The sequence below is a fragment of the Hymenobacter qilianensis genome (genome assembly GCF_014489555.1).
Lineage (GTDB): Bacteria > Bacteroidota > Bacteroidia > Cytophagales > Hymenobacteraceae > Hymenobacter > Hymenobacter qilianensis.
Genome location: NZ_CP060784.1, coordinates 1,124,090 through 1,149,511, shown reverse-complemented (window position 1 = coordinate 1,149,511; position 25,422 = coordinate 1,124,090). Strand labels below are relative to the sequence as shown.

At 54.3% G+C, this 25,422-nt stretch carries 22 protein-coding genes and 3 pseudogenes; 18 read left to right on the top strand and 7 right to left on the bottom strand.

What is annotated here, in order from left to right; all coding sequences use genetic code 11:
* Positions 1 to 71: 71 nt before the first annotated feature.
* Positions 72 to 3,080 (bottom strand): type IX secretion system periplasmic lipoprotein PorW/SprE, encoded by a 3,009-nt coding sequence (gene porW / locus H9L05_RS05355; protein WP_187733317.1) that lies wholly within the window; start codon positions 3,078 to 3,080, stop codon positions 72 to 74.
* A gap of 219 nt (positions 3,081 to 3,299) precedes the next feature.
* Between porW and H9L05_RS05350 the strand changes: the two genes are divergently transcribed.
* From H9L05_RS05350 to atpG, 8 genes and pseudogenes are all read left to right on the top strand, one after another.
* Positions 3,300 to 3,542, top strand: coding sequence for an AtpZ/AtpI family protein (locus tag H9L05_RS05350; protein ID WP_187733316.1), 243 nt, complete (start codon positions 3,300 to 3,302; stop codon positions 3,540 to 3,542).
* Between the two features lie 56 nt (positions 3,543 to 3,598).
* Positions 3,599 to 3,958: a hypothetical protein gene (locus H9L05_RS05345; RefSeq protein WP_187733315.1), complete on the top strand. Its 360-nt coding sequence runs from the start codon at positions 3,599 to 3,601 to the stop codon at positions 3,956 to 3,958.
* 65 nt (positions 3,959 to 4,023) lie between these two features.
* Positions 4,024 to 5,093, top strand: a pseudogene (gene atpB / locus H9L05_RS05340) (F0F1 ATP synthase subunit A).
* Between the two features lie 64 nt (positions 5,094 to 5,157).
* Positions 5,158 to 5,427 carry an ATP synthase F0 subunit C gene (atpE, locus tag H9L05_RS05335; RefSeq protein WP_084443863.1) on the top strand — a complete coding sequence of 90 codons (270 nt, stop codon included), beginning with the start codon at positions 5,158 to 5,160 and terminating at the stop codon, positions 5,425 to 5,427.
* A 211-nt stretch (positions 5,428 to 5,638) separates the two neighbouring features.
* Complete coding sequence (locus H9L05_RS05330; RefSeq protein ID WP_187733314.1) at positions 5,639 to 6,136, top strand: F0F1 ATP synthase subunit B; 498 nt, start codon at positions 5,639 to 5,641, stop codon at positions 6,134 to 6,136.
* An 89-nt stretch (positions 6,137 to 6,225) separates the two neighbouring features.
* On the top strand, positions 6,226 to 6,786 hold the full coding sequence (gene atpH, locus H9L05_RS05325) for an ATP synthase F1 subunit delta (protein ID WP_187733313.1): 561 nt from the start codon (positions 6,226 to 6,228) through the stop codon (positions 6,784 to 6,786).
* Positions 6,787 to 6,795: 9 nt separating this feature from the next.
* Positions 6,796 to 8,376, top strand: coding sequence for a F0F1 ATP synthase subunit alpha (atpA, locus tag H9L05_RS05320; protein WP_187733312.1), 1,581 nt, complete (start codon positions 6,796 to 6,798; stop codon positions 8,374 to 8,376).
* A gap of 85 nt (positions 8,377 to 8,461) precedes the next feature.
* Entirely contained in the window at positions 8,462 to 9,355 is an 894-nt protein-coding gene (atpG, locus tag H9L05_RS05315) for an ATP synthase F1 subunit gamma (protein WP_187733311.1), read from the top strand.
* Between the two features lie 84 nt (positions 9,356 to 9,439).
* Here the strand turns inward: atpG and H9L05_RS05310 are convergent, their stop codons facing one another.
* Positions 9,440 to 10,165: an HAD family hydrolase gene (locus H9L05_RS05310; RefSeq protein WP_187733310.1), complete on the bottom strand. Its 726-nt coding sequence runs from the start codon at positions 10,163 to 10,165 to the stop codon at positions 9,440 to 9,442.
* 169 nt (positions 10,166 to 10,334) lie between these two features.
* Between H9L05_RS05310 and H9L05_RS25860 the strand changes: the two genes are divergently transcribed.
* The 5 genes and pseudogenes from H9L05_RS25860 (at position 10,335) to H9L05_RS05290 (ending at position 14,544) form a co-directional block, all read left to right on the top strand.
* Positions 10,335 to 11,222 (top strand): alkaline phosphatase family protein, encoded by an 888-nt coding sequence (locus H9L05_RS25860; protein WP_317175114.1) that lies wholly within the window; start codon positions 10,335 to 10,337, stop codon positions 11,220 to 11,222.
* An 8-nt stretch (positions 11,223 to 11,230) separates the two neighbouring features.
* The gene (locus H9L05_RS25855) at positions 11,231 to 12,043 is read left to right on the top strand and encodes an alkaline phosphatase family protein (protein ID WP_317175113.1); all 813 of its coding nucleotides are present in this window, start codon (positions 11,231 to 11,233) and stop codon (positions 12,041 to 12,043) included.
* 182 nt (positions 12,044 to 12,225) lie between these two features.
* Positions 12,226 to 12,812 (top strand): annotated as a pseudogene (locus H9L05_RS05300) (inorganic diphosphatase).
* Positions 12,813 to 12,902: 90 nt separating this feature from the next.
* Positions 12,903 to 13,586, top strand: a complete 684-nt coding sequence (locus H9L05_RS05295) for a DUF6766 family protein (RefSeq protein ID WP_187733309.1) — start codon at positions 12,903 to 12,905, stop codon at positions 13,584 to 13,586.
* A 61-nt stretch (positions 13,587 to 13,647) separates the two neighbouring features.
* On the top strand, positions 13,648 to 14,544 hold the full coding sequence (locus tag H9L05_RS05290) for a UbiA prenyltransferase family protein (protein ID WP_187733308.1): 897 nt from the start codon (positions 13,648 to 13,650) through the stop codon (positions 14,542 to 14,544).
* Positions 14,545 to 14,575: 31 nt separating this feature from the next.
* Here the strand turns inward: H9L05_RS05290 and H9L05_RS05285 are convergent, their stop codons facing one another.
* Positions 14,576 to 16,090, bottom strand: coding sequence for an NAD(P)H-hydrate dehydratase (locus H9L05_RS05285; RefSeq protein ID WP_187733307.1), 1,515 nt, complete (start codon positions 16,088 to 16,090; stop codon positions 14,576 to 14,578).
* 197 nt (positions 16,091 to 16,287) lie between these two features.
* Here H9L05_RS05285 and msrB point away from each other — a divergent pair.
* A pseudogene (msrB, locus tag H9L05_RS05280) lies at positions 16,288 to 16,745 on the top strand (peptide-methionine (R)-S-oxide reductase MsrB).
* A gap of 185 nt (positions 16,746 to 16,930) precedes the next feature.
* Positions 16,931 to 17,839 carry an L-serine ammonia-lyase, iron-sulfur-dependent, subunit alpha gene (gene sdaAA / locus H9L05_RS05275; protein ID WP_187733306.1) on the top strand — a complete coding sequence of 303 codons (909 nt, stop codon included), beginning with the start codon at positions 16,931 to 16,933 and terminating at the stop codon, positions 17,837 to 17,839.
* Between the two features lie 54 nt (positions 17,840 to 17,893).
* On the opposite strand, the gene H9L05_RS05270 is transcribed toward sdaAA, so the two are convergent.
* From H9L05_RS05270 to ispF, 4 genes are all read right to left on the bottom strand, one after another.
* Complete coding sequence (locus tag H9L05_RS05270; RefSeq protein ID WP_187733305.1) at positions 17,894 to 18,997, bottom strand: hypothetical protein; 1,104 nt, start codon at positions 18,995 to 18,997, stop codon at positions 17,894 to 17,896.
* A gap of 81 nt (positions 18,998 to 19,078) precedes the next feature.
* The gene (locus tag H9L05_RS05265; RefSeq protein WP_187733304.1) at positions 19,079 to 20,452 is read right to left on the bottom strand and encodes a LutB/LldF family L-lactate oxidation iron-sulfur protein; all 1,374 of its coding nucleotides are present in this window, start codon (positions 20,450 to 20,452) and stop codon (positions 19,079 to 19,081) included.
* A gap of 204 nt (positions 20,453 to 20,656) precedes the next feature.
* Complete coding sequence (locus H9L05_RS05260; RefSeq protein ID WP_187733303.1) at positions 20,657 to 22,360, bottom strand: M28 family peptidase; 1,704 nt, start codon at positions 22,358 to 22,360, stop codon at positions 20,657 to 20,659.
* Between the two features lie 79 nt (positions 22,361 to 22,439).
* Entirely contained in the window at positions 22,440 to 22,919 is a 480-nt protein-coding gene (gene ispF / locus H9L05_RS05255) for a 2-C-methyl-D-erythritol 2,4-cyclodiphosphate synthase (protein ID WP_187733302.1), read from the bottom strand.
* 243 nt (positions 22,920 to 23,162) lie between these two features.
* Between ispF and H9L05_RS05250 the strand changes: the two genes are divergently transcribed.
* The 3 genes from H9L05_RS05250 to H9L05_RS24810 are packed head-to-tail and all read left to right on the top strand — an operon-like array spanning position 23,163 to position 25,363.
* Positions 23,163 to 23,777, top strand: coding sequence for a TetR/AcrR family transcriptional regulator (locus H9L05_RS05250; RefSeq protein ID WP_187733301.1), 615 nt, complete (start codon positions 23,163 to 23,165; stop codon positions 23,775 to 23,777).
* Between the two features lie 33 nt (positions 23,778 to 23,810).
* Positions 23,811 to 24,074, top strand: a complete 264-nt coding sequence (locus H9L05_RS24815) for a TolC family protein (protein WP_187733300.1) — start codon at positions 23,811 to 23,813, stop codon at positions 24,072 to 24,074.
* Positions 24,071 to 25,363: a TolC family protein gene (locus H9L05_RS24810; protein WP_187733299.1), complete on the top strand. Its 1,293-nt coding sequence runs from the start codon at positions 24,071 to 24,073 to the stop codon at positions 25,361 to 25,363. The genes H9L05_RS24815 and H9L05_RS24810 overlap by 4 nt, the downstream gene beginning before the upstream one ends.
* Positions 25,364 to 25,422 lie beyond the last annotated feature (59 nt).

Below are 25,422 nucleotides of genomic sequence, written 5' to 3'. Positions count from 1 at the left end.
ACGCGAAATCAGGAAAGGTATTGAGTGCCGCGGTGGCCTTTATAAGTTGACTAAGCCAACTCAAGCTAGTTTCAATTCTTGATTTCTCTTTCGTAGAAGCGTTGATACTCAGCTAAATCCTTGGTTTGAAGTAGCAGTGGGAGATTATCAATACCGATAACCAAGATTTGGTAACCCGCGCCCCGTAATCGGCTTAGTGGCGACTGCGGCCCGCGCAGTTTTAGGGCGTAGCTCTGCGCCGCTTTCTGGACCGGCAATGTTTGTACTACTACCAATTCCACGGAATCGCCGAGGGCAGTGAGCTGCACTTGCAAGTTGTTGGCGCGGTAAAAGCGGTTATTGTAAGTGGCAAAGTCAGTTGGGAGGGTAGCAACAGGTGCTGCGCCTTTGGGGAAAATGAGCACTACTGCATGCCCCGTAGCTGGGTTGTTCAGGTAAGGAGTGGCTGTTGGCTCAGCGGGGGCAGGCGTAGAATTGCCCCCCGGTGCCGCTGCCGGCACTGGCATAGTAGGTTGAGTTGATACTTCTTTGGTCGGAACTGGTGCTGGAGCGGTAGGTTTGGCTGTGCCACCCACTTCTGCTGGCTTGGAAACGGTTGTGGCTGGCTGCTTGGCAGGAGTTGGATTGGCCGCTGAAACAGAAGTTGGAGCGGAAGCTGGCGGCGCCGGCACCGGCACCCGATTAACAGGTACTACCGGCCGGTTATCAGGGGCTATTGCTACGCGCCGCCGATTGTCTATTTCGCCGGGCCGAAAGGCAGATACGGGGGGCTTTTCTGTGGAGGCCAGAGCGCCACTAATGCTGCCCGCCTTATAGTCCTGATATGACTTGAGCAAAATGGCGGCTTGTGGAGCCAACGGGCTGCTGGGATAGTCTTTGTAAAACTTTTGTACCGCTGCCTGCGCTGATAGCGGCGGTTGGGTTCGGATGGTAAGCAGTGTATTGAGGAAAGCCACCCGGTCGTTCAGGGCGTTGTCCGGGTACTGGCGTTTCACTTGGTCCAGCAAGCCCGCTGCCTTTTTAAATTCCTGCTTTTTATAAAGGACAAAGGCTGAATCTACCAAGACGCCTACCTGCGCATTGGCCTGTGAAGTGCGACGTAAGTACTCCGGGTCGCCCACCAAGCGGGCGTAGGATGAATTGGGAAAAGACTGACGCAGCCGTTGGCTATATACTTCGGCCTTTGGGTCATTCTGATCTTTGTAGATCAAATACAGGCTGTAATATACTTCGGGCAAATGTGTGCTGCTAGGGAAGCCTGCTATCAACTTCTCGTAGGTTTCGGTGGCACGAGCGGGCTCCCGAAGCTGCTGGTTATAAATGCCCCCCAGCGTGAATAAGGCCTCTTCCATCTGCTTCTGTGAAGCCTGAAGCTGCGGAGCAGTAAGTGGAATATTTTGTCGGTATTGAGCAATTAAGCCACGCTCGAACGCAGCGGCATCATTCGCAGCGGGGGCAGCACCAGCTCCAGGGTTTGCACCGGGGCCAGCCGCGCCAGAGTTTGAAGCCGGCCCGCTCCCGCTCTGATTCGTAGCAAGGGTGCCGCTAACCTGGCTGCTGACCCGCCAATTGTCTTGTAGCTGTCGGGTGCCCCAGCGCCGAATAAACTCAGACCGGGCCGTGCTAAGCGCCGCCGGATTGTCGAAGTACCACTGGGCGCCAGTGCTCGTATTGGCAAATGCCACCGGATCAATATCAGGGTTGCCGGCCCGGGTTTCGCTGACGCCAGTATAGGCCTGTGCTTGCTGCTGTCGTATTTCCTGCGCTTTCTCAGCGGCGGCCAGTCGTTCGGCTTGCTGCTGCCGAGAAGCAATTTCTATCTTGGCATATTCACTAAGCCGCGTGCGCAGCGCAGCAGTATCTAATCGAGCTAATGCTTGTAGGCTGTCCTGTGTTTCGATGATGGTGATCTGCTTGGCAAATTCCTGTAGAATCTGGGCTCTCTCGGCGGTAGCTGCGTACTCAGGTGCCGTGGGGGGCAAATTCTGCACTGCGCTATCGTAGTAGGCCGCCGCTAGCTGATACCGTTGCAGGTTTTCGTAGTAGATGCGACCTGCCAGCAGATGAGTATAAGACTTTTGTACCCGATTGGGCGTAGGCACACGCAACGACTGCTGCACGAGCGCCAGCGCTTCCGGGTAGCGCTGCTGGCGATAGTCGAGCCGGGCCATCTCATACAGGACCTTGTCGCGGTACTCCTTATTATTGGGGTCTTTAAGCAGCTTAGCAAAATACTTGTCCAGTCGCGCCCTATCGGTATTCAGATCAGATACCTGCCCTAGCAGCAGCTTGGAATAGAAATCCAGCTCGTAAGGTGGATTGCGTTTCAGAATCTGGTTGAGCTCAGCATACGCCTCCTTATCCTGACCTTGAGCCTGATAGAGCTGCGCCAGAATATAACGGGTACGGGAGCGCTCGTTTTTGGGCTTGATATACGGAATGGCCTTGTTCAGATTCTCAATAGCCAGCTTCGGATTATCGGTCAATAAATGATACTCCGCGCGGGTCAGAAACAACTCCCGGGCAGTGCTTTCGCGGCCTTCTTCCTTATCCAGCACATCCGACACCGCCGCGGCGTTATCGTACTCTTTCTGAGCTAAGTACGTACGCATAAGCCATATCAAGGCTTCCTGCTTCACTGTGGCGTCTTCGCTGCTGCCGTTGATATAACGGAAAGTCTTGGCTGCCTCCTCGTACTCCTTTTTATAATAGCGTGCCTTTCCGATGACGAGGTAGCTGTCATCCGACCAGGCGCTGCCCGGTTGGTACTGAAGGGGAAGAGAGGCTTTTTTTATAATGTCGTCGAGGTCAGCCGTTATTTTCGTGACAGTCGCGTCGTCCAGGGTTGGGAAGAGAGGTAGAAAGCGGTTGTAGTCATTGATGCGCGCCGCGTAAAGCGTGGCCTCCGTCGTGCGCATCTTCTCGCGGGCGAGAAAAAAGCCATTATCCCGTGCCACAATATTCCGGTACGTGCGGCCCAACACTGATTTGCGCTCTGAGGAACAAGCGCCCATGCCCGCTACCAACAGCAGCAAAGCCAGCGGAATTGAAAACAGCCGAAAGAGCGGAGTAGTAGTCAAAATAGAAAGCAGATCAAGGCGGTGGGTTGGCTAATTAACGCGCCCAAGTAGCCGATTCGTTCGGCGAAGCTGGGGGGCATTTTCTTCTCAACGTTGGGCTTCGGGTAAAATTACGGCTTTTTCCCTGCCTGCTTTTCATATCTGCATAATTCTAAGGAATTGCTACCGGTATTTGTGTGTTGAAAAGTTATACTTTTGCCCCCCATCCTGCTATTTGCAATGCCCGCTGTCCCGCCCCCTGATAAGCCCACCAACTCCAATCCGGACCGCTTGCGCGCTTTTGCCAAGTATTCAGGTTTGGGATTCCAGATGCTGGCCATCATTGGTCTGAGTGCGTGGGCTGGCACGGCGCTCGATGAGCGCTTTCAGAACGAGCGGCCCTGGTATACCATTGTCCTGATGCTGCTCGGTGTATTTATAGCTATGTATCAAGTCATTCGCTCCCTTACTCGTGACTCATAAATTTGTCCGATTCCTCACCGCTAAGTATCACCCATAAGGCATAACTCTACACTCAAATGATTTTTCTGCGTCAGTTTATTCTCTTCTGCTTACTTCTGGGGGGCATTTTTTATGCTTTGTCCAGTCAGTTTGGGACGGCAGTCATTCATCCGCTCACCATTTACGTATTTGGGTTCTTTGCTCTCCTGACGCTTATTACTTATTGGGTCACTTCCCGGCTTATAAGAGCCAACCCCGACAACTTCATGGGTGCCTACTTCGGTTCGATGGTAGTGCGCCTGTTGTTGTCGGTGGGACTGGTGCTTGTATTCTTATATAATGGCGGCGCCCAGGAGCGCCCAGGGCTATGGACATTTCTGGGGGCTTTTTTATCCTGTATTTTCTCTTCGCTGGGTTTGAAATCTGGAGCGTCCTGAGTAACTTGCGCCCGTTTTCAAAACAGGGTTAGTCCAATATCCTGCCCCCACCTAAATTACTCTGAATGAAGCGTTTACTGATAGCTCTCTTTTGCATTCTTTCGCTTCCCGTTTTTGCCCAAGAGCATGCGCCCACCGTTGAAGAAGCCACCGACTCGGAAGCCTTCAGCCCCGGCGAGATGATTCTGCACCACATTGGCGATGCCCACGAGTGGCATTTCGCTACTCTGGGCGATGAGAAAGAGCACGGTATTCACTTCACTATTCCGCTGCCGATTATTGCGTATCAAGCCGGAAAAGGTCTGAGCGTGTTCTCTTCATCGCAGCTTGCTGAAGGTAAAACTTATAATGGCCTGAAGCTGGAGCACGAGCACCTCATAGCCGAAGACGGCGGCAAAGTCTACGACTTCTCTATAACTAAGAACGTTGCCTCACTGATGTTGAGCGCAGCCCTGCTGCTGGGTATCTTCTTCACAGTAGCCGGCCGCTACAAGAAAAACCGGGGCGGTGCTCCTAAGGGTATTCAGTCCTTTTTCGAGCCCATCATCATCTTTATTCGCGATGAAGTAGGCAAAAAAGCCATCGGTCCTAAGTACGAGCGCTACATGCCGTATTTGCTCACCGTATTCTTCTTTATCTGGTTCAGCAACTTGCTAGGCTTGCTACCCGGCGCGGCCAACCTCACCGGCAACATCGCCGTGACGCTAACCTTAGCGGTCCTGACATTACTTATCACCTTATTCAGCTCTAACAAAAATTACTGGGCCCACATCTTTGCTACCCCTGGTGTGCCGAAGGCGTTGCTGCCCATCATGATTCCGGTTGAGCTTATTGGTGTAGTGGTAAAACCATTTTCCCTGATGGTTCGTCTGTTTGCCAACATCACCGCGGGCCACATCGTGATCCTGAGCTTTATCAGCTTGATTTTCATCTTCCAAAGCGTATTGATTAGCCCGTGACACTGGCTTTCGGCTTGTTTATCAACATGCTGGAACTGTTAGTAGCCATATTGCAGGCATATATTTTCACCCTACTCACTGCCATGTATATCGGCGGTGCCGTAGAGGAGCACCACCACGATGCTGACCTCCAAATTGGAGGCGATAACTCTGCTACTCCAGTACACGGCCACTAGGCCATTCAGCTTACATTACTCACCCTGATTTTTTCGTTTTTCACTTCCCTCTAATTTTTGTTTTATGCTTCTTTCTCTGTTTTTGCAGGCTGTCAGTGACGTTTCCAATTCGGTTGGTCTAGCCGTAATGGGTGCCGGTATCGGTGCCGGTCTGGTTGCTCTTGGTGTTGGTCTGGGTATCGGCCGCATCGGTGGTAGCGCCATGGAAGCCATTGGCCGTCAGCCCGAAGCTGCAGGTCGCATCCAAACTGCTATGCTGATCGTAGCGGCTCTGATCGAAGGTCTGGGTCTGTTCGCAGTAGTAGTCTGCTTGCTGATTTCCTTCAACCTCTAGAGATAGGGGCACCCGCCTGGGCAGCCCGCTGCGCGTCGCTTCGGCGCACGGCGCGGCGGGCTGACTTGGCTTTTTAGTAGTGAGTATTTAGGAGCTGGTAGTTGGCACTGAATATAGAATCCACCCACTGCATCTGAGGTGCTGCCAGTTTATCAACGAGCAGCACTAACTACCAATTACATACTGACTACCCCATACTAACTACCGCTTTATGCCTCCCTTAGTAACCCCCGAATTAGGCCTGATTTTCTGGCAGTTGGTGATTTTTGGCTTGGTGCTGCTTTTGCTGGCCAAGTTTGCCTGGCGTCCCATTCTTGCCTCTCTTAAGGAGCGGGAAGATTCCATTGAAAGCGCTCTACGCATGGCCGACCAAGCCAAGCTGGAAATGCAGCAGCTGAAAGCCGGCAACGAAAAACTGCTGACTGAGGCGCGTCAAGAGCGCGACAAGATTATGCAGGAAGCAAATCAAATGGCTAACCAGCTGATCGAGCAAGCCAAAACCAAAGCGAATGAAGAAGGCGGCCGCATGATTGTGCAGGCACGCGAAGCCATTCAGAACGAGAAGAACGCCGCGCTGGCCGAAGTAAAGAACACGGCTGCTCAGCTCTCTATCGATATTGCTGAGCGTATCCTCCGCCGCGAATTAACCGATAGCAGCTCCCAGCAGCAACTCGTAGACTCGTACCTGAAGGACGTTAAGCTTAACTAAAGAAGCGGGTAGCTATAAGCTGGAAGGAATCATACTCAGCGGTACTTCTTCCTTCATGATTTAAGCTATCAGTTTCAAACCCTACAAAAATGTCTGAACAACGAGCTGCTTCCCGCTATGCTAAGTCTATGCTAGACTTGGCGCAGGAGCGAGGCAATCTGCCGCAAGTAAAAGAGGATATGGATCTGTTTGCCAAAACCCTGGAGCAGAACCGTGACCTGCGTCTCTTGCTGCGCAACCCCATTGTGAAGCACGATAAGAAGCTGGCTATTCTGCGTGCCATTTTCGGCGGCAAAGTGTCGGAGGTGACGGAGAAATTCTTCACCATCATTACTCAGCACAACCGCGAAAGTGCTTTGGAATGGGTAGCTACCGAGTTTCAGAGTCAATACGAACGCCTCCGCGGTATTCAGGTAGCTCAAGTCACTACGGCTCAACCCCTGACGCCAGCTTTGCGCGAGGAAGTAACCCAACTGGTACGCCGCCAAACCGGCCTCCAGAGCATTACGCTCACTGAGAAAATTGATGAGTCACTTATTGGCGGTTTTGTGCTGCGCGTAGGTGACCAGCAGATTGACGACTCGGTGCGCAACCGCTTGCGCAAGCTGCGCGGCGAGTTCACGAAGAACCCCTACCAACCCCAACTATAACTCAGCATCATGGCAGAAGTACGTCCGGATGAAGTATCCGCCATCCTGCGGGAGCAGTTGTCCAATTTCAAGACCGCAGCCGAACTTGAAGAAGTCGGCACGGTGCTGCAGGTGGGCGACGGTGTGGCCCGCATCTACGGACTGGGTAATGCCCAGTCGGGGGAATTGCTGGAATTTGAAAACGGCCTGCAAGCCCTAGTTCTTAATCTTGAAGAAGACAATGTAGGTGCCGTAATGCTCGGCGACTACAGCGAAATCCGCGAGGGAGCTACGGTACGCCGCACAAATAAAATTGCCTCCATCAAAGTGGGTGAAGGCATCATTGGCCGCGTGGTAAACACGCTCGGTCAGCCTATCGACGGTCGTGGCCCTATTGCTGGCGAGTTGTATGAAATGCCTCTAGAGCGCAAAGCTCCCGGTGTAATCTACCGTCAGCCAGTAAACGAGCCTTTACAAACGGGTATCAAGGCTATCGACGCCATGATTCCGATTGGCCGTGGCCAGCGCGAATTGATCATCGGTGACCGTCAGACGGGCAAGTCTACGGTTGCTCTCGATGCTATCCTGAATCAGCGCGAGTTCTTCGAGCGCGGGGAGCCTGTATTCTGCATTTATGTAGCCGTAGGTCAGAAGGCTTCTACTGTTGCTCAGGTAGTAAACGCCCTGCAGCGTGGTGGTGCCATGGACTACACAGTAGTTGTAGCCGCTTCGGCCTCTGACCCAGCTCCGATGCAGTTCTTTGCTCCCTTTACAGGTGCTGCTATCGGTGAGTTCTTCCGCGATACTGGTCGTCCCGCACTAGTTGTGTACGATGACTTGTCAAAGCAGGCAGTAGCTTACCGCGAAGTGTCGCTGTTGCTACGTCGCCCTCCAGGTCGCGAAGCTTATCCTGGTGACGTATTCTATCTGCACAGCCGCTTGCTAGAGCGTGCCGCGAAGATCAACGCTTCCGACACCATCGCTCGCGATATGAACGACTTGCCCGAGAGCATTAAGCACTTGGTAAAAGGTGGTGGTTCACTAACGGCTCTTCCCCTGATCGAGACTCAAGCTGGTGACGTATCGGCTTACATCCCGACCAACGTAATTTCGATTACGGACGGACAGATCTTCTTGGAAACCAACTTGTTTAACTCTGGTGTGCGTCCTGCTATTAACGTAGGTATCTCGGTGTCACGCGTAGGTGGTAACGCCCAGATCAAGTCGATGAAGAAGGTAGCTGGTACGCTGAAGCTGGATCAAGCCCAGTTCCGCGAATTGGAAGCTTTCGCCAAGTTCGGTTCGGACCTTGACGCTTCTACCAAGCTCACAATTGAGCGTGGCCGTCGCAACCTAGAGATTCTGAAGCAGCCTCAGTTCTCGCCGGTAAAAGTGGAAGACCAAGTCGCTATTATCTACGCGGCTACCAACGGCTTGCTGGATAACGTGCCTGTTGAAAAGGTTCGCGCCTTCGAAATTGAGTTCCGTCAGGTTATGCAGACCCGTCACCCTGAGGCTCTGCAAGCTTTGAAAGCAGGTAAGCTCGACGACAACATCACGAACGCTATCCGTCAGGTGGCAAAGGACTTGTCGGCGTCTTACGCAAAATAAATAGTTAGATACCTGAGTATTGAATGAAGTTGCTCTTATAGCTAATCATTCAGTTCTCAGGTATTCAACAAGTTGATAATCAAGAATGGCCAGCTTAAAAGAAGTCCGGAGCCGCATCATATCGGTGCAGAGCACGCAGCAAATCACCAAAGCCATGAAAATGGTGGCGGCGGCTAAGCTGCGCCGCGCGCAGGATAATATCCTGCGTATGCGCCCTTATGCCCAGCGGTTAAATAGCATTCTGAACAATCTGACTAGCTCTGCTGAAAGTGGAGTAGAAAGCGAGTACAGTGTGCAACGCGAAGTGCGCCGCGTGCTTGTAATCGCTATCACTTCTGACCGCGGCTTGGCTGGTGCCTTCAACAGCAACATTTTTAAAGGTGTAAATCAGCTGTTGGCAAGCCGCTATAGCACTCAGGCCGCGGCTGGAAACGTAACGGTGTTAGCCATTGGTAAGCGTGCTCATGAGTATTTCGTGCGTCGCCGCCTGCCAATGCTTGGCAATTACAACCACGTTTTTGGCTCCTTGTCATTCGACACGGTGCGCGTGGCGGCTGAGGAAGCGATGGAAGGTTTCCGGTCTGGGCAGTTCGATGAGGTGACGATGGTATACAATGAGTTCAAGAACGTGGCTACGCAAATAGTACGCGCTGAGCAGTTGTTGCCACTTGTAGCCGTTGAGGCACCTGTGACGGCAACTCCAACCGCCAACGTTGATTACATCTTCGAGCCGTCGAAAGAGGAAATCGTGCAAACCCTGATTCCGCAGTCGCTGAAAGTGCAACTGTATAAAGCTGTATTGGAGAGCAATGCCTCAGAGCATGGTGCCCGCATGACGGCGATGGATAAGGCTACTGAAAATGCTGGTGAATTGTTAAAGTCACTGAAGCTCACATACAACCGTACGCGTCAGGCTGCTATCACTACTGAGATTCTCGAAATTGTGGGTGGTGCCGAAGCACTGGCTGCAAGTCGTTAAAAAGGATTATTATTACATAAAAAAGCCCCCAGAAACATTCTGGGGGGCTTTTTTATGTAACACATACATACGCTGGATTTGTCGCTAAAGCTTGGCGTACTGACGTTGGGCAGTCTGTTTATCAGGTTTCGGTGCTTTCGGATACTGTTCGATCATGTTAAGCACATCCTGGGGGGCAATTTCGGTGAAGTCTTTAATGACTTTCATAGGGTTTTGAAACTTGCTGGCCTTCACGCTGGTGCTAAGACAAATACAACGCATACCGGCCTTATAAGCTGCTTGTTCGCCCAACACTGCATCTTCAAAGACAATACAGCGCTCCGGTGGTACGCTAAGCTGCTTAGCGGCAACGGTGAAAGTATCGGCGTGCGGCTTACCCCGCTCTACATCAGCCTTGCCTGTGATGGTATCGAACAAGTGACGCAGGTTTAAGTGGTCGATGATGTACTCGATCGTTTCGGGAGGCGAAGCTGTTCCGAGACCTATTTTGAAGCCTGCTGCTCGGGCTGCTGTCAGGAATTTGGTGAGGCCAGCCGCTTCGCGGCGCTTATTCCAGTAGAGTACCCGGTACAGAAACTCGCGTTGATCGGCGTACTTCTTGAGCTCCTTTTCGGGCACTGGATGCCGAAAAACTGTTTTCAGAATATTGGTGGCCGGCATGCCATTCAGGCGCTCTAGCAGCCGACGCGCATTAGTGGTCAGACTATGTTCGCGAAACAATAGCTGAAAGGCACGAGCTTGGTAAGCAGTGTTATCAATTAAAACCCCATCCATATCAAAGATGAGTGCGTAGTCAGAAGCATTAGGCATACAAGGAGAAAGTAGTTTTAATAAAAGAATAATCTGTTGGTGTACGGCACGTAGGCTATTTCGGCTGCCGGCTCCCTGAATTACGAGTGCGGGCGGCTATCTTTGCGCCCGCAAACGCTGGCTTTTGTCGCCAACCGCAAGAAGCCAGGCGGTTACACATGCTACTGTTTTGAAAAAGAGCCTATTCCTGTTGCTGGCCATTACCTTGGTAGCGCCGACTTTTGCCCAGAAAAAAGGTAAACCCCTTGACCGCCCTAAGCTGGTAGTAGGCATAGTGGTAGACCAAATGCGCTACGACTATCTCTATCGCTACTGGGATAAGTATGGTAATGGCGGCTTTAAACGCTTGCTCGGTGAAGGCTTTAGCTATGAGAATACCCACTACAACTACGTGCCGACTTATACCGGACCGGGCCACGCCAGTATTTATACAGGCACCACGCCTTCCGTTCACGGCATTGTGGGAAATAACTGGTACGTACGTGAGGCGGGCCGGGCCACGTATGTAACCGAAGATAAAACGGTGCAGTCGGTGGGCGGAACCGCTGAGGCTGGTCAACAGTCGCCGCGTCATATGCTCACGAGCACCATTACGGACGAGCTGCGGTTGGCCACCAATTTTCAAGCGAAGGTGATTGGGGTTTCGGTCAAGGACCGGGGCTCCATTCTGCCAGCCGGTCACTCCGCTACCGGTGCTTATTGGTACGATGGCGTGAACGGCGCTTTCATTACCAGCACTTTCTACCAAAACAGTTTGCCGGAGTGGGTGACCAAGTTTAACGAACGGAACCTGCCGGCTCAGTACCTCGACAAGCCCTGGAATACGCTGCTGCCTATTGCTCAATATACTGAGAGCACCGCTGACGATGTGCCTTGGGAAAGTGCCTTCAGAGGGGAAACTAAGCCTGTGTTTCCGCACGACTTGCCCTCTCTAAGTGCCGCTCCTGCTACGCAGACGAAAGCAGCCCTACAAACCGCCGGTGAAAAGCCCCCCGTGGCTGCCGCCCGCAACCTTGACCTTATTCGCTCTACCCCTTCGGTAATACGCTGTCCCTAGATTTTGCCATGGAGGCAATTCGGGCGGAGCAGCTGGGCCAGCGTGGCGTGACCGATTTTCTGGCCCTGAGCTTTTCCTCGCCCGACTATATTGGTCACCAGTTTGGACCTAATTCGATTGAGGCGGAAGACACTTACCTGCGGCTAGATTTGGAAATAAAGCGTTTGCTGGAGTATCTGGATAAAACAGTAGGCAAGGGCAATGCCCTGATTTTCCTGTCAGCTGACCATGGCGCAGCGCACTCGCCCGACTTCCTGCGGAGCCACCGCATTCCCGCTGGCTCAGTGGGGCCGCGCATCATGCGCGACTCGGTGCAGCGCGAGTTGGAGCGCCGTCATGGGGCAGGTAATTGGGTGCTAGCTTACGACAACCAACAGGTATATCTCAACCGGCCGCTTATCGCCGAGCGCAAACAAAACCTTCGTCAGTTTCAGGACGAGGTAGCTGATATTGTATTGAACTTTGCGGGCGTGACGCGCGCCATCACCTCCGACGATTTGCAGAAATCGCACTGGGAAAGTGGCATGCTGATGTTCTTGGAAAATGGTTTTTTTCCGAAGCGCAGCGGTGATGTGCTGGTAGTACTAGAGCCAGGTTGGCTTGAGTCGTATGCTTATCCCGTTAACAAAGGCACTACCCACGGCTCGTCGGGCAACTACGATACCCATGTACCGTTAGTGTTCTGGGGCTGGCACGTTCGCCACGGCGAATCGCGCACTCCGGCTGCTATTACCGATATTGCACCTACAATTGCCAGTTGGCTCCGTATTCAGGAACCCGATGGCTGTACGGGGAAGCCACTAGTGGAAGTTTTGCGTTAGTTATAAGTTAAAAGCTGGCTTTAATGGTTAGAATCAGCTTTTTATCATCTCGCGGCATCTTCATGCCAGCTAATCCGTACGCACCTGCGGCCTGATAATTTTTTGCTTCTTTATAACTCGCGTTTGTAACAGCGGCAAAGTTTTACTTCTGATTTCAAGATTTTACTTTCTCTTTCACAATAATGACTCACTTTAACCCCTGGCACGATGTAGAGCGCGGTGATAACGCTCCGAACGTTGTAAATGGCATCATCGAAATTCCGAAGGGCTCGAAAGGCAAATACGAGTTGGATAAGGCCAGCGGCCTGCTTAAGCTGGACCGCGTGCTGTTTTCGGCAGTGCATTACCCTGCTGCTTACGGCTTCATTCCCCAGACCTACTGCGACGATAAAGACCCGCTTGATATCCTGGTTATCTGCTCCGTCGATGTGGTGCCCATGTGTATCATTGAGGCCAAAGTCATTGGCGTGATGCAGATGATTGACCAGAATGAGGAAGACGACAAGATTATTGCCGTGGCTGCCAACGATATTTCGGTGAACCACTTCAACGACATCGCCGATTTGCCCCCCACACCCTGCGCGAGATGCGCCGTTTCTTCGAGGATTATAAAGCTTTGGAGAACAAGCAAGTATCGGTGGAGCGCTTTATGGGCCGCGAAGATGCTTACCGCATCATCGGCGACAGCATCAAACTCTACAACGATACCTTTCCACTGGGCGGCGCCACACCGCCCGTAAAGCCTCGCCCGGCTGGCGTAGAGCTATAAAAAAGGGATATTTCTGTGCCGTAAAGCGGTCCGCTGGTAGTTTGCCGGCGGACCGCTTATCTTTTTTAGGGCTCCGTCGTAAGGCGGTGTATGCTTACCCACCCACCCGCATCGTCAGTATGGCGCTGGCTCTACGAGAACAGCCTCTCGGTTATCGTAACGATTTTAGTTTTGCTTACACTTGTAGGCCAGCTATTTACAGGGTGGCACGACTACAACGACGAGCTAAAGCAAATGGAACTGGCTCCGCTCACGCTAAGCCAGTATGTTCAATCGGGCCACTTCATCGAGGCCACCTTTGAGAACTGGGAAAGCGAGTTTCTGCAAATGGCTCTGTACGTATTGCTCACTGTGTGGCTGCGCCAACGGGGCTCTTCCGAGTCGAAAAAGCTTTACGAGAAAGAAGAAGTAGACCAGGATCCAGACCCTAATAAGCTGGATGCGCCGAGCGCGGTGAAGCGTGGCGGCTGGGTGTTAAAGCTGTATCAGAATTCGCTGAGCCTAGCCTTTTTTCTGCTGTTTCTGGGCGCCTTGTACCTGCACGCTTTGGGTGGAACCGAGGTCTACAATATTGAGCAGGCGCATGAGGGTGAGCCACTGGTCAGCGTATGGGGCTATATGCAAACCTCCCGATTTTGGTTTGAGTCGCTGCAAAACTGGCAGAGCGAGTTCCTGTCCATCGTTTCCATCGTGGTCTTATCCATTTTTCTGCGCCATAAAGGCTCCCCCGAATCGAAGCCCGTGGATGCGAGCTACGCCGAAACGGGCAAATAGGAGGGAACCGTACCTTTGGGGCTGAGCGTTGCGTTTTTTGCCCCCGCTTGCCCCCGCTGCCATGCACGATAGTATCGACAAATCGCCGGCTACTGCTCCTGCTTCCGCCTTCACTGGCCTGAAGCGGTGGACTGATGCCGTGCTTTACAGCAGCGTGCTGGTGTCGGCGGCGGCGGCGGGACTTACGTGGGCCACGTTTCTGTTCTGGCGCGTCCATATTCCGGGACGGTTGGGGGTGATGATTTTTGCCGCTACGCTATTCCTTTACAACATCGACAGCGTACTGCCCTACAAGCACCGCCAACAGCTCGTGCTGTCGGGCCGCAAGCTTTGGATGATTCAGCACCGCCGCGAGCTGTTTATGCTGGCTTTGGCGGCGCTGGCAGTAGCTGGAGGGCTTTTTTGGCTCGATGGCTGGCAGCCAATGACTGGGTTTCTGGCGCATCTGGCCGCCATTTCGCTGCTGTACTCATTGCCCATCGTGCGCATTAGAGGCCGCTGGCGCGCCCTCCGCGATTTGCCGCTGCTCAAGGTTTTTTTGATTGCCTATGTCTGGGCCGCCGTCACCGTCTGGATTCCGGCTCTTTACATGCATAAAAGCCTGACAGCGCCCGTGGTGCTCGTGCTCTTCGCGCGCCGGTTTTTCTTTATTCTGGCCCTGGCTTTTGTATTTGACATTCGGGATTATACCAAAGACCTGTTGAGCGGCACACACACGTTTCCGGGAATTTTTGGGGTAAAATCCACCAAAGTATTAGCGCTGTTAGCTCTCGCTATTTCCGGAGTGCTTATTCCTCAGGGGGTTACCCTGCTCTATCTGTTGGTGCTCACCATTCCCACAGCGCTGGCCGCCCTCATCATTTGGTATGCCGACGAAACTCGTCCGGACTACTACTTTGCTGTGTTGGCCGATGGCGTGATGCTGGTGCAGTTTCTGGCGGTGTATTGGGTGTCCTGAACTCTCCTCGGCGCTGACTTAGCGAACCTGATTAAAAGGATTCTTTCGTTGTTAGCTCCTCCAACGCCGGCCCGATAAACCGCGCGATATCTCCCGCTACTAAGCCCGCTTCGCCGGTAACCTGGGCTGCCAAGTCGCCGGCGCGGCCGTGGGCGTAGATACCAATCAAGGCTGCGTCAAGGGGGGAAAGCGGCTGGGCACGGAGCGCGGTGAGGATGCCCGTGAGTACATCGCCCGAGCCGCCGGTGGCCATGCCGGGGTTGCCGGTGCTGTTAAAGTAGAGCGTGCCATCGGGCGTGCCAAGGCAGGTGTTTGCGCCTTTCAAAATGGTATAGCACCTATGCTTCTGGCAGAAATCGCGCAGCAAATCGAGCCGATGATAGTCGTCGCGGGCGGGGCCTGCGAGGCGTTCAAATTCTTTAGGGTGAGGCGTGAGCAGCGAATCGGGGGGAAGCGTGGCCAACAGCTCCCGGTTTTCGGCCAATATATTCAAGGCATCGGCGTCCAGCACAAGCGGCACTTTTGCCTCGCGCAAAAGTTGCGCGAGCACCTGTTGGGGGGCTTTTTCTTTGCCCAGGCCGGGCCCGATTCCGATACTGGAGTAGGGCGTGAGGTCAGGTAGCTCAGATACAAAATCGGCGGCTGGGTCGGTGAGGCACATGGCTTCGGGCACGGCTGTTTGTACCACATCGTAGCCCACAGCCGGTACGCGCAGGGTAAGCAGGCCCACGCCGCTTCGTAGGCAGGCCTGCGCGGCCAGCACCGCAGCACCTATTTTGCCCTTGCTACCGGCCAGCAGCAACGCGTGACCATAGGTGCCCTTATGAGCAAAGCGCGCGCGCTTCTGAAGCCGTCCGGCTAGTAGAGCGGCGTCAAGGAAGTGAAGTTTGGTCGCAGTTTCCTCGATAAACTTCTTGTCTAGATCAATGGGCAGTACGTGCCACTGGCCAACGTACTCGGCATTATGAGGCAGCATGAAAGCCAGCTTGGGCAGCTCAAAGCTGACCGTGTGCCGGGCCCGCACTACGATGCTGTCGGCTGGTTGGGGCGCATCGGAGAAAAGCCCGGACGGAATATCCACGGCTACCACCCGCGCCTGCGCGGCGTTCAGATGCTGCACTACGGCGGCGGCCAAGCCTTCCAGCGGCCGCGTCAGGCCAGTGCCAAACAGCGCGTCGATTACAAGCGCGCCCGCCGGGATGGGGAGCAAATTTGTGGCTGATAGCTCGGTAACGATGACCTCGGGGGGCAATTTTTGGAAGTTCCGCTGAAAATCACCCGACTTATTTTCCGACGGTAACACGGCCACTCGCACCGTGTAGTCGCGGCCATACAGTCGGCGTGCTACCACTAGGCCGTCGCCGCCATTGTTGCCGGGGCCACAGAGTATCAGGATCTCGCCGGCTTCTTTGGGCGACAGCCGAGCGGTAAGCCAATCGGTGAAGGCGGTGGCGGCGCGCTCCATGAGGGCTTCGGAGCTGATGCCTTCAGATTGAATAGTAGCCTGATCGGCGGCGCGGGTTTGGGCGGCGGTGAAGATTTTCATACGTAAGGTGTAGCGTGAAAATCAATGGCGCGTTTCATTGTGCCCGCACTTTCTGCTTATTTTAATTGTAGCGAAATCAGGAAAGCTACCCGCACTGCTACGCACGCATTGGCTGCCGGCCTCATTAAACTTACAAGGCACCCACGGCGTTTGCACATTAATACTATTCTCTGAACCCAACTGCAAGACCCAAGACTATGCAAACCTGGAACGACGTCATTCGCCTCGCCAACAATGGCAATATGCCCCCGAGCGCCGCGTAGTAAAATCCGACGCCGAGTGGAAGGCCCAGCTCACTCCTGAGCAGTACCACGTTACGCGCGAACACGGCACGGAGCGCGCTTTCAGTGGTGAATACTGCGAAGCCCACGAGGCTGGCCTGTACGCCTGCGTGTGCTGTGGCACGCCCCTCTATGACTCGCGCACCAAGTTCGAATCGGGTACGGGCTGGCCGAGCTTCACGCAGCCGGTGCAGGAAAACGCCATCAAATACAAAAAAGACACCAGCTACGGCATGACCCGCGTGGAAGTGCTCTGCAACGTATGCGATGCCCACCAGGGCCACGTATTTCCCGACGGACCGCCCCCCAGCGGCCTGCGCTTGTGCATTAATTCGGCCTCAGTTCAGCTGGTACAGGAGCCACAAAAGGCCTGACTTTGCCCATAAGAACTGTAGCCTCTGATTACTCAAATTCAAAAAGCAGCTATCTTAATCGGATAGCTGCTTTTTTGTGCAAAGGCCGCTGAAGCTGCTGCCGAAATTATCGCGATTTTTGCACCCCTCGCTTCTGTTTCGCGTTGAAACAGCGAGATTCCACCCACATTTGCCCCCCACCCACCATGTCCTTATTATTCACCGATTTTGCCAGCTGGGAAGCGCATTGCGCCCGTACCGGGGAAGCGCTGTATCAGCCCGTACTGGCCTACGAGATTGAGCAGAAAGGCCGCACCGAAGAGGAAATCTGGGCTGGCGTGCAGCGGGCCTACGATGTGATGCGCGAAGCCGTGCACACGGGCCTCACTGAGGACATGACTTCCCGCTCGGGCATGGTAAACAACGGCGCGAAGAAGATTGCCGCCTCGCCGGTTACGGTATTGTCGCCTGAGTTCAAGCAGCTAATTACCAGAGCATTGGGCGCCAAAGAAGTGAACTCCTGCATGGGCCGGGTAGTGGCCGCGCCTACAGCTGGCGCCTCCGGTATTCTGCCCGGTGTACTGGTCACGCTCCAGGATTTGCATAAGCTCGACGACCGCAAGATTCACGAAGGCTTGCTCGTTGCGGCCGGCATTGCCCTGATTATTGAGCAGAATGCTTCGTTGGCTGGGGCTGTGGGTGGCTGTCAGGCCGAAACGGGTAGTGCGGCGGCTATGGGCTCCGGTGCTATTGTGTACTGCCTCGGCGGCGACGTAGAGCAAACCTTCGCGGCCGTAGCCATCACCATTCAATGTATGCTGGGTCTCATCTGCGACCCCGTGGCGGGCCTGGTAGAAGTGCCCTGCGTGGTGCGCAACGCTTCGGCGGCGGCTATTGCCTTCTCATCCGCCCAGATTGCCATTGCCGGCGTCAATCCGGTTATTCCCGTCGATCAGTGCGTGATGGCGCTGGGTGAAGTGGGCCAAAGCATGGAAACGCGCTATAAGGAAACTGCTCTCGGCGGCTTGGCCAACACGCCCCGCGGCCGCGAGATTGAGCAGCGGGTATTGGTGCAGGACATCAATATTCTGCCCGACGAGGAAAATAATTATTGAGTTAAGTTGTCAATAAAAAAAGCCCCCAGAAGCTTCTGGGGGCTTTTTTATGCTCTATTGATTGGCTTCCTTCACATCTTCCTTATGGGGAGCAACGGGCTTAATGGCCGGCGCCATCGTGAGCTTAGCCAGGTACTCAACAGCGTGCGTGTAGCGGCTTCGCAAAAGATGATACTTATTCCAAGCAGCTTCCTTATCGGCCACAACGGGCACATCTGTCTCGGATAAAAGCTCATAAGCCCTGAGAAACTCCTCATGGCTGGGGTTCTGCATGGGGTCAGTGGGGCCCAGGTAAGGAGCCGGCTTCGAACGGGTGCGCTCCTGAAAAAAGCGCGCAATGCGGGTAAGGGCAATGCAGCCGGCTTTAAAGCAAAGCTCAATTCGGGCGTCGCGGGGCTTATCGACCGTGCTAATGCGCAGGGCTGCTGTATCGAGGATGGTGCCCAGCGCAGTTACCCAGGAGCGGCCCGGCTGGGGCGAGCGGAAATAAGCCAAGACGGGCAGAGAGGTGTGCGTTTCCTCCAACTCCATGCACCATTCTTCCCACTGCTCCCACTGCGGCCCTTCATCTGCGAGCAAACTGGTCCGCTGAAGCCACACAAGCAAGCCCAGCGCCGACACCGGCGTGCCCGCCCGACGCTCCAGCCGGGCCACCACCAACTCGCGCCGCGAGTAAGCCTGATAAATAGTCGGCAGATAAGAAATCAGCAGCGTAATCAGCAGCAAGCCAAGCGTGGCCTCCGAATAGCTCAGGATATCGCCCGCTAATGAGTCGGCCTTTTCGGAGCCGATGGTAAGCAGTGAACTATTACTGAATTTAAAGCAGTCGATCAAAGAGCCTTCTCCTATGGCCCAGTAAATGGCTGTGTAGCCTAGCGCTACCAGCACCAGCCAAACTATTTCTAGCGCCACCAAACTTACGGGCGCATACATGGCCATTATCCGGTCGCGCGCGGCAAACGTCTTGAATAGGGAGGTAAGGGCGGTGAATAGCTTCCGAATGACCCAGTACATCCATTTGTTGATGATTACCAGATCGTTACGCGGTAGAACGAAGGAGCGGATGGCCCCCATCACGGTATACACTACCAAGGCCGCTCCGGCTCCGAAAGCCAGAACACGCAATACTACATCGAGCATAAAAATAGAATAGTACACCGGTATGCCGCTGTTCTACTCTGGTTCAGCTCGCAGGGTTGGTTGCGACTATAAAAGATTACTGCTCTATTAGAAATGAGCTTATTTCCGCTCCTTCCACATCTTATTAAACGACTTAGGCGCCACCTCCAGCGCATCGCGGCGCTTGTTCCAGCCTACCTGGCTCAGCATGCGCATCAGTACCCAGTTTTTGGCTTTTGCGGGCAGTAAGTTCAGCAAGCGCCGACTCTTCATAGTGCGCATCCATAGCTGAATGGCAATACGCTCTTCTTTGTCCGTGTGGCCTTCCGCCACGCTCTGCTGCCGGTTTTTGAGCAGAATATTATGAATATTGATCTTCACCGGACACACCGACGTGCAGGCCCCGCACAAGCTGCTGGCATAGCTCAGATGCTTGTTCTCGGCCATGCCCGATAAGTGGGGCGTAATCACGGAGCCGATGGGGCCGGAGTAGGTGGCCTCGTAGGTATGGCCCCCGATGTTTTTATACACCGGACACACGTTCAGGCAAGCGCCGCACCGAATGCAGTGTAGCGCTTCGCGCTTGTCGGGCTGAGCCAGCAGGTTGGTGCGGCCGTTGTCGAGGAGTACCACGAACATCTCGTCGGGGCCGTCTTTTTCCAGCGGTTGGCGCGGGCCTGTATAGATGGTGTTGTACACCGTCACTTGCTGGCCGGTGCCGCTTGTGCTGAGCAAGGGCCAGAACAAGTTCAAGTCCTGCATGGTTGGAATCACCTTCTCAATGCCCACAATGGCAATGTGCGTGCGCGGAAACGTGGCCGACAGGCGGGCGTTGCCTTCGTTCTCAGTCACGGCCACGGCGCCGGTATCAGCAATCAGAAAATTACCCCCCGTAATGCCTACTTCGGCCGACGTGTACTTATCGCGCAGCAAGTGGCGGGCGGTGAGCACGAGTTTTTGGGCGTCATCGGTGTGCTCGATGCCGAGGTGCTTGACGAAGATGGCGGCAATATCGGCCTTGCTCAGGTGCATGGCCGGCGTAACGATGTGGTAGGGCCGCTCGCCGTTGAGCTGCACAATGTACTCGCCTAGGTCCGTCTCCACCGACTCGATGCCGTTTTTCTCCAGAAACTTGTTAAGGTGAATCTCCTCAGTGGTCATGCTCTTGGCCTTCACCACCGTGCGGGCGTGGCGCCGAGCCATGATTTTGCCAATCTCATACAAGGCTTCTTCCGCATTCTGGGCCCAGATAACCTTGCCGCCGCGCTCAGTGAAGTTGCGCTCAAACTCCAGCAGATACTGGTCGAGGTTGTTAATCACTTTCGCCTTCAGGTACGATGCCCGCTCCCGCGCCAGCTCGTGGTCGTAGTACCAGGTAAGGCCTGTCTGGACGGCCGCGTTGTACTTGCCAATGTTGAAGCGAATCTTGCGCCGATGCTCTAAATCGAATGCTTTGGATTCCGAATCGGCGAGAAATTGAATGACTTTAGTCATGGCGGCAAAAGGATAAGCAGTAGGCCGAAGCCAACAGAGGAAGCAACTGGTAACTCTGAATTCTACCTTAAAGTTACGTCTTACGTCCGCTATCCAAGCATTAAAAGGCTTTTTGAATACTCTTAGCCGAGCGCAGCATGTAGTCTGAAACATCACAAAAAAAGCCCCCAGAGAAACTCCGGGGGCTTTTCACCAACTAAAAAATTAAGGCTTGCTTGAATCGACAACGATTCGATTGTCGCGGTTGGCTAGCTCCCAAGCGGTGTAGAACACCAGCTGAGCGCGCTTTTCCATCTTCGGAAACTCGATTTTCTCTACCTCGTCGCCGGCGGCGTGGTAGTCGTCGTGCACGCCGTTGAAGTAGAACGCCACCGGAATCTTGTGCTTGGCGAAATTATAGTGGTCGGAGCGGTAGTAGAAGCGGTTTGGATCTTCCGGGTCGTTGAAGCGGTAGTCCAGGTCGATGTTCGTATATTTCTTATTGGCCGCCTCGTTGATGGCATGCAGCTCCGAGGAAAGCTTGTCGGAGCCAATGACGTACACATAGTCGCCTTTGCCTTCGTGCTCCTTATCGGTACGGCCAACCATGTCAATGTTCAGGTCAGCAATGGTTTTCTCAAGCGGAAATACCGGATGATCGGTATAATACTCCGAGCCGAGCAAGCCTTTTTCCTCGCCCGTCACGGTCAGAAACAGGATGCTGCGGCGCGGGCCGTGGCCGTCTTTCTTGGCTTGGGTAAAGGCCTGCGCCATTTCGATAACTGATACCGTGCCTGATCCGTCGTCGTCGGCGCCGTTGTTTACCTCGCCGTCAATGATACCGATGTGGTCGTAGTGCGCCGATACCACCAGCAGCTCGTCCTTCTTATCGGTGCCTTCCAGGTAGCCCAGCACGTTTTCCGTCGTGAAGTCTTCCAACTTCTTGGCGGCGTTGATGCTCACCTTGGCGGGCTTAAACGTGGCCGCTACCGGCTTGCCGGCTTTGCCTACTGAGGTCTGATATTGGGTGAGCGCTGCGGCAGTAGTGCCCAGCATTTTGCCCCCCACGGCCGGTGAAACGAAGAAAGTAGCTGCGCGCGGGTTAGCCGAGGTCGGCGCTTCCTTAAACGAAATGCTCGGCCGACTGATGTAGGGTGCCATGCGAGCAGCCAGTTTGGTGAAGTTGCCGTTCGGGTCGGTGTCAACGAAGAACACGCTGCGAGCACCTTTCTGCGTAGCCAGAGCTGATTTGGCGCGGTAGTCGGTGCCCCACTTGCTGGGCGCGCCATCTTTGCCGAGCACTGGCTGCTTCTGCGCATTCATCGGCTCACCCAACAGAATGATCAGGTCTTTGCCTTTCACGTCGCCCAGGCTGGCGTAGTCGGAGTAGCCTTCCTGCTCGATGCCGTAGCCGGCAAATACGGGCTGAATAGTGGTTTCCTGCTGGAAGGGCGAAGTGCCCGCCGCGTAGAAATCCGTCAGCCACTTGTACGTCTGACCGCCTACTTTCAGCGTGGCACCATCGGCCCAGGTAGAGCGCACCATGGTAAAGTGCTGCAAGTACGGGTTGTCGGAGCCTTGTACGGGGCCAGTCAGACCTAAATCTTTGAACTGCTTGCTGATGTACTCAGCGGCCATTTTCTGACCTTTCTCCCCGGTTTCGCGGCCTTCGTAAGCGTCGGAGGCCAGAATGGTGAGGTGCTGGCGCAAATCGGCCTGCGTGATGGTGGGACCGTAGGTAGCAGCCCAATCGGTGGTGGCGGCAGTGGTGGCGCTGGCACTGCTGGGGTTAGCGCCTTCCTTTGTTGGGGCCTCGGTCTTCTGCTTGCGCTTTACTTTGACTTTACGCTTGGTGGGCGCATCCTGGGCTACCGCGGAGGTAGCGCAGCAGGCCGCCAACAACAGGGCGTAGAACGTGTTTTTCTGCATGGGGTGGAAAAAGTGAATGAATCGGGAAGGGAATGACGCAGGAAGTGCGAAAAAATTGCTTTCAGCTAAAAACCGCTTCTTAAGACTTGCTGATAAGGACGGAAGCGTAAGCCGCAACGCCCTCATTCCGGCCCACAAAACCGAGCTTTTCGGTAGTGGTGGCTTTAATGGAAATGTCATCGGTCTCAACGCCCATCACCTCGGCCAGCACGCGCTGCATCTCCGGGATGTGCGGATTGACTTTGGGCTGCTCCAGGCAAATGGTAGAGTCGATGTTGCTGATGCTGTAGCCGCGCTCACGGAGCAGGCGCACCACTTCGGCCAGCAAACGCTTGCTGTCGATGCCTTTGTACTGCGGGTCGGTGTCGGGGAAGTGAAAGCCGATATCACGCAGATTGGCCGCGCCCAGCAGCGCATCACAGATAACGTGGATTAGTACGTCGGCGTCGGAGTGGCCCAGGGCGCCGTGGGTGTGCGGCACCTGAATGCCGCCGAGCCAGAAGGGCAGGCCCTCGCGGAGTTGGTGTACGTCGTAGCCGAAGCCGGTACGAATTTTCATGGAAGCAGGAAATAGGGCGGAGAAATAATTGGGAAGCCTAAGGTACGCTAAAGTAGAAACGACGCCCTAAAGGAAGGCGTGGGGGCAAATTTGCCGGCCCGAAAAATAAAGTTGGCGAAGTGTAAAGTAAGATTTGCCCCCCAGCGTCTGCATAGCTAAAAAATAGCCGGAGAAAAGATCACAAAAAATTAATGGAAACTTTGGATTCAGTTAAAGTTTCCTGTGTATCTTTGTGCCGGAATTATGGAAATCAAAGACCGCATCTTACAATCAGCTAAAGCGCTATTCATGCGCAACGGTATCAAGAGTGTATCGATGGACGACATTGCTACGCACTTGGCTATGTCGAAAAAGACGCTTTATAAATGGTTTGAGAATAAAGATCAGATCGTGCATGCCGTCATGGTTCACTTTCTAGCGCATGAAGAAGCTGATTGCGCTGGGATGGCTGCCAAAGCCGACAATGCCCTAGAAGAACTATTCGAGATGATGGAGTGGAGCAAACAGCTCATGACCAACATTCACCCCAGCATCTTCTACGACCTCCAGAAATATCATCCCCAAGCCTGGCAAGTGTGGGTCGACCACAAAAACCAGTTTATCCTCGAGATGATTACCGACAACCTACGTCGTGGTATCAGCGAGGGCCTTTACCGCGCCGACCTCGATATAGAAGTGCTTTCCCGCCTTCGGTTAGCCCAAATAGAACTAGCCTTCAACGCTGAACTCTATCCACCCCGCCAGTTTGATCTAGGTCGAGTGCAAAGCATTTGCCTCGAGCACTTTATGATTGGTTCGGCTACGCTCCGGGGCCACAAGCTGATTAACGAATACCGTCAGGTGACGGAACAGGAATAAGAACAACGATTCGCATACTGCTTCCCGCTTTTTATGAAAAACACGTTTCGCCTTCTAATGCTCGCCGTGGTGCTGAGCTTTCTAGGGCTGCACCAATTACTAGCCCAAACGCCCTCCACGGGCCAATCGCCGGCTTCTAGTGCGCCCATGGCGCTGAGCTTACAGCAGGCCATCGACTACGCCTTGCAGAACAAGTCGACTCTCCAATCTCAGCGCCTCAACGAGCAGATTGCTTCGGCTCGGGTGAATGAAGTAAAGGCTAGCGGCTTGCCCCAGATCAACATTGGGGCGGCGTGACGGACAATTTCAAGCTCCAGCGCCAGCTCGTCGATTTTGGCGCCTTTGCGGGCGGAGCGGGCACGCTCAATGGCACTACGCTCACCCCCGATCAGCTGCGCAACGTGCAAAGCGGTCAGAGTGTGGTGTTGGAGCCCGCGTACACGCAGGTAGAATCGGCTGGGCCTCAGCCGCTTGCGTTTGGCTTGCGCTACCAGGGCAATGCTGCGGTTAATGCTTCGCAGCCCCTGTTCAACGCTTCCGTTTTTCTGGGGCTGAAAGCGGCCAAAGTATACGAGAAGCTTGCCGTGCGCCAAAGCCAGCAAACAGAAGTTGAGGTAGTGGAGCAGGTATCGAAAGCCTACTACAGCACCTTGGTGGCTAGTGAGCGGCTACAGTTGCTGGCTCGCAACGTACAGCGCCTCGACACGCTGCTTTACCAAACGGAGCAGACATTTAAGGAAGGCTTTGTTGAAAAGCTGGACGTGCAGCGCTTGCAGGTACAGCTTAATAACCTGCGCATTGAGCAGCAAAACGCTACTCGCCTGATTGATCTGAGTGTGGCCCTGCTTAAGTTTCAGATGGGTCTGGACCAGCGCCAGGCCGTCAACCTCACCGACCGCCTCGACGCGGCCGTGGTAGAAGCGGAGCGCAACCGCCTGCAAAGCGCCGGCAATGAGTTTGATTATAGCCGCCGCATTGAATATCAGGTGCTGGAATCTCAGCGCGACTTGGCCGCGCTCGACGTGCGCAACCGCCGGGCAGGGTATCTGCCTACGCTCAACCTTACTGCTAACTACGGCTTCATCGGTTCTGATCCGCGCCTGGGCGGGCTGCTTGATTTCCGCGGACCTAACTCCAGAGCTACCACGCCCAGTGGGCGGCAAGTCCTGAATCAGAACTGGTTTGGCTTTGGCAACTACGGCCTGGCTTTGCAAATACCGGTGTTCGATGGCTTCCGCAAGCGCGCCTCTATTCAGCAAGGCAAACTGGCGCTGGAGCAGGTGCAAAAGGGCTTCACCACCCTGCAGCAAGGCATTGACCTAGAGCGCCGCCAGAGCGAAACCAGCTTGCAAAACACGCTCGATGTGCTGGCTAACCAAAAGGCTAACCTCGAGTTAGCCACGGAAGTAGCGCGGGTTGCCAAAATCAAGTTTCAGGAGGGCGTAGGCTCCAACCTGGAAGTAATCACGGCTGAAACCGACTTGCGCCAGGCCCAAACCAACTACTACACTTCGCTTTACGATGCGCTGGTAGCTAAAGTCGATTTCGATAAGGCTGCCGGTACCCTGTATCAGAGCAACAAATAATCATAGCTGCGGCTGGGGGCTTTTTTGCTCCTGTCAGGGCACAAAAAAGCCCCCCAGCC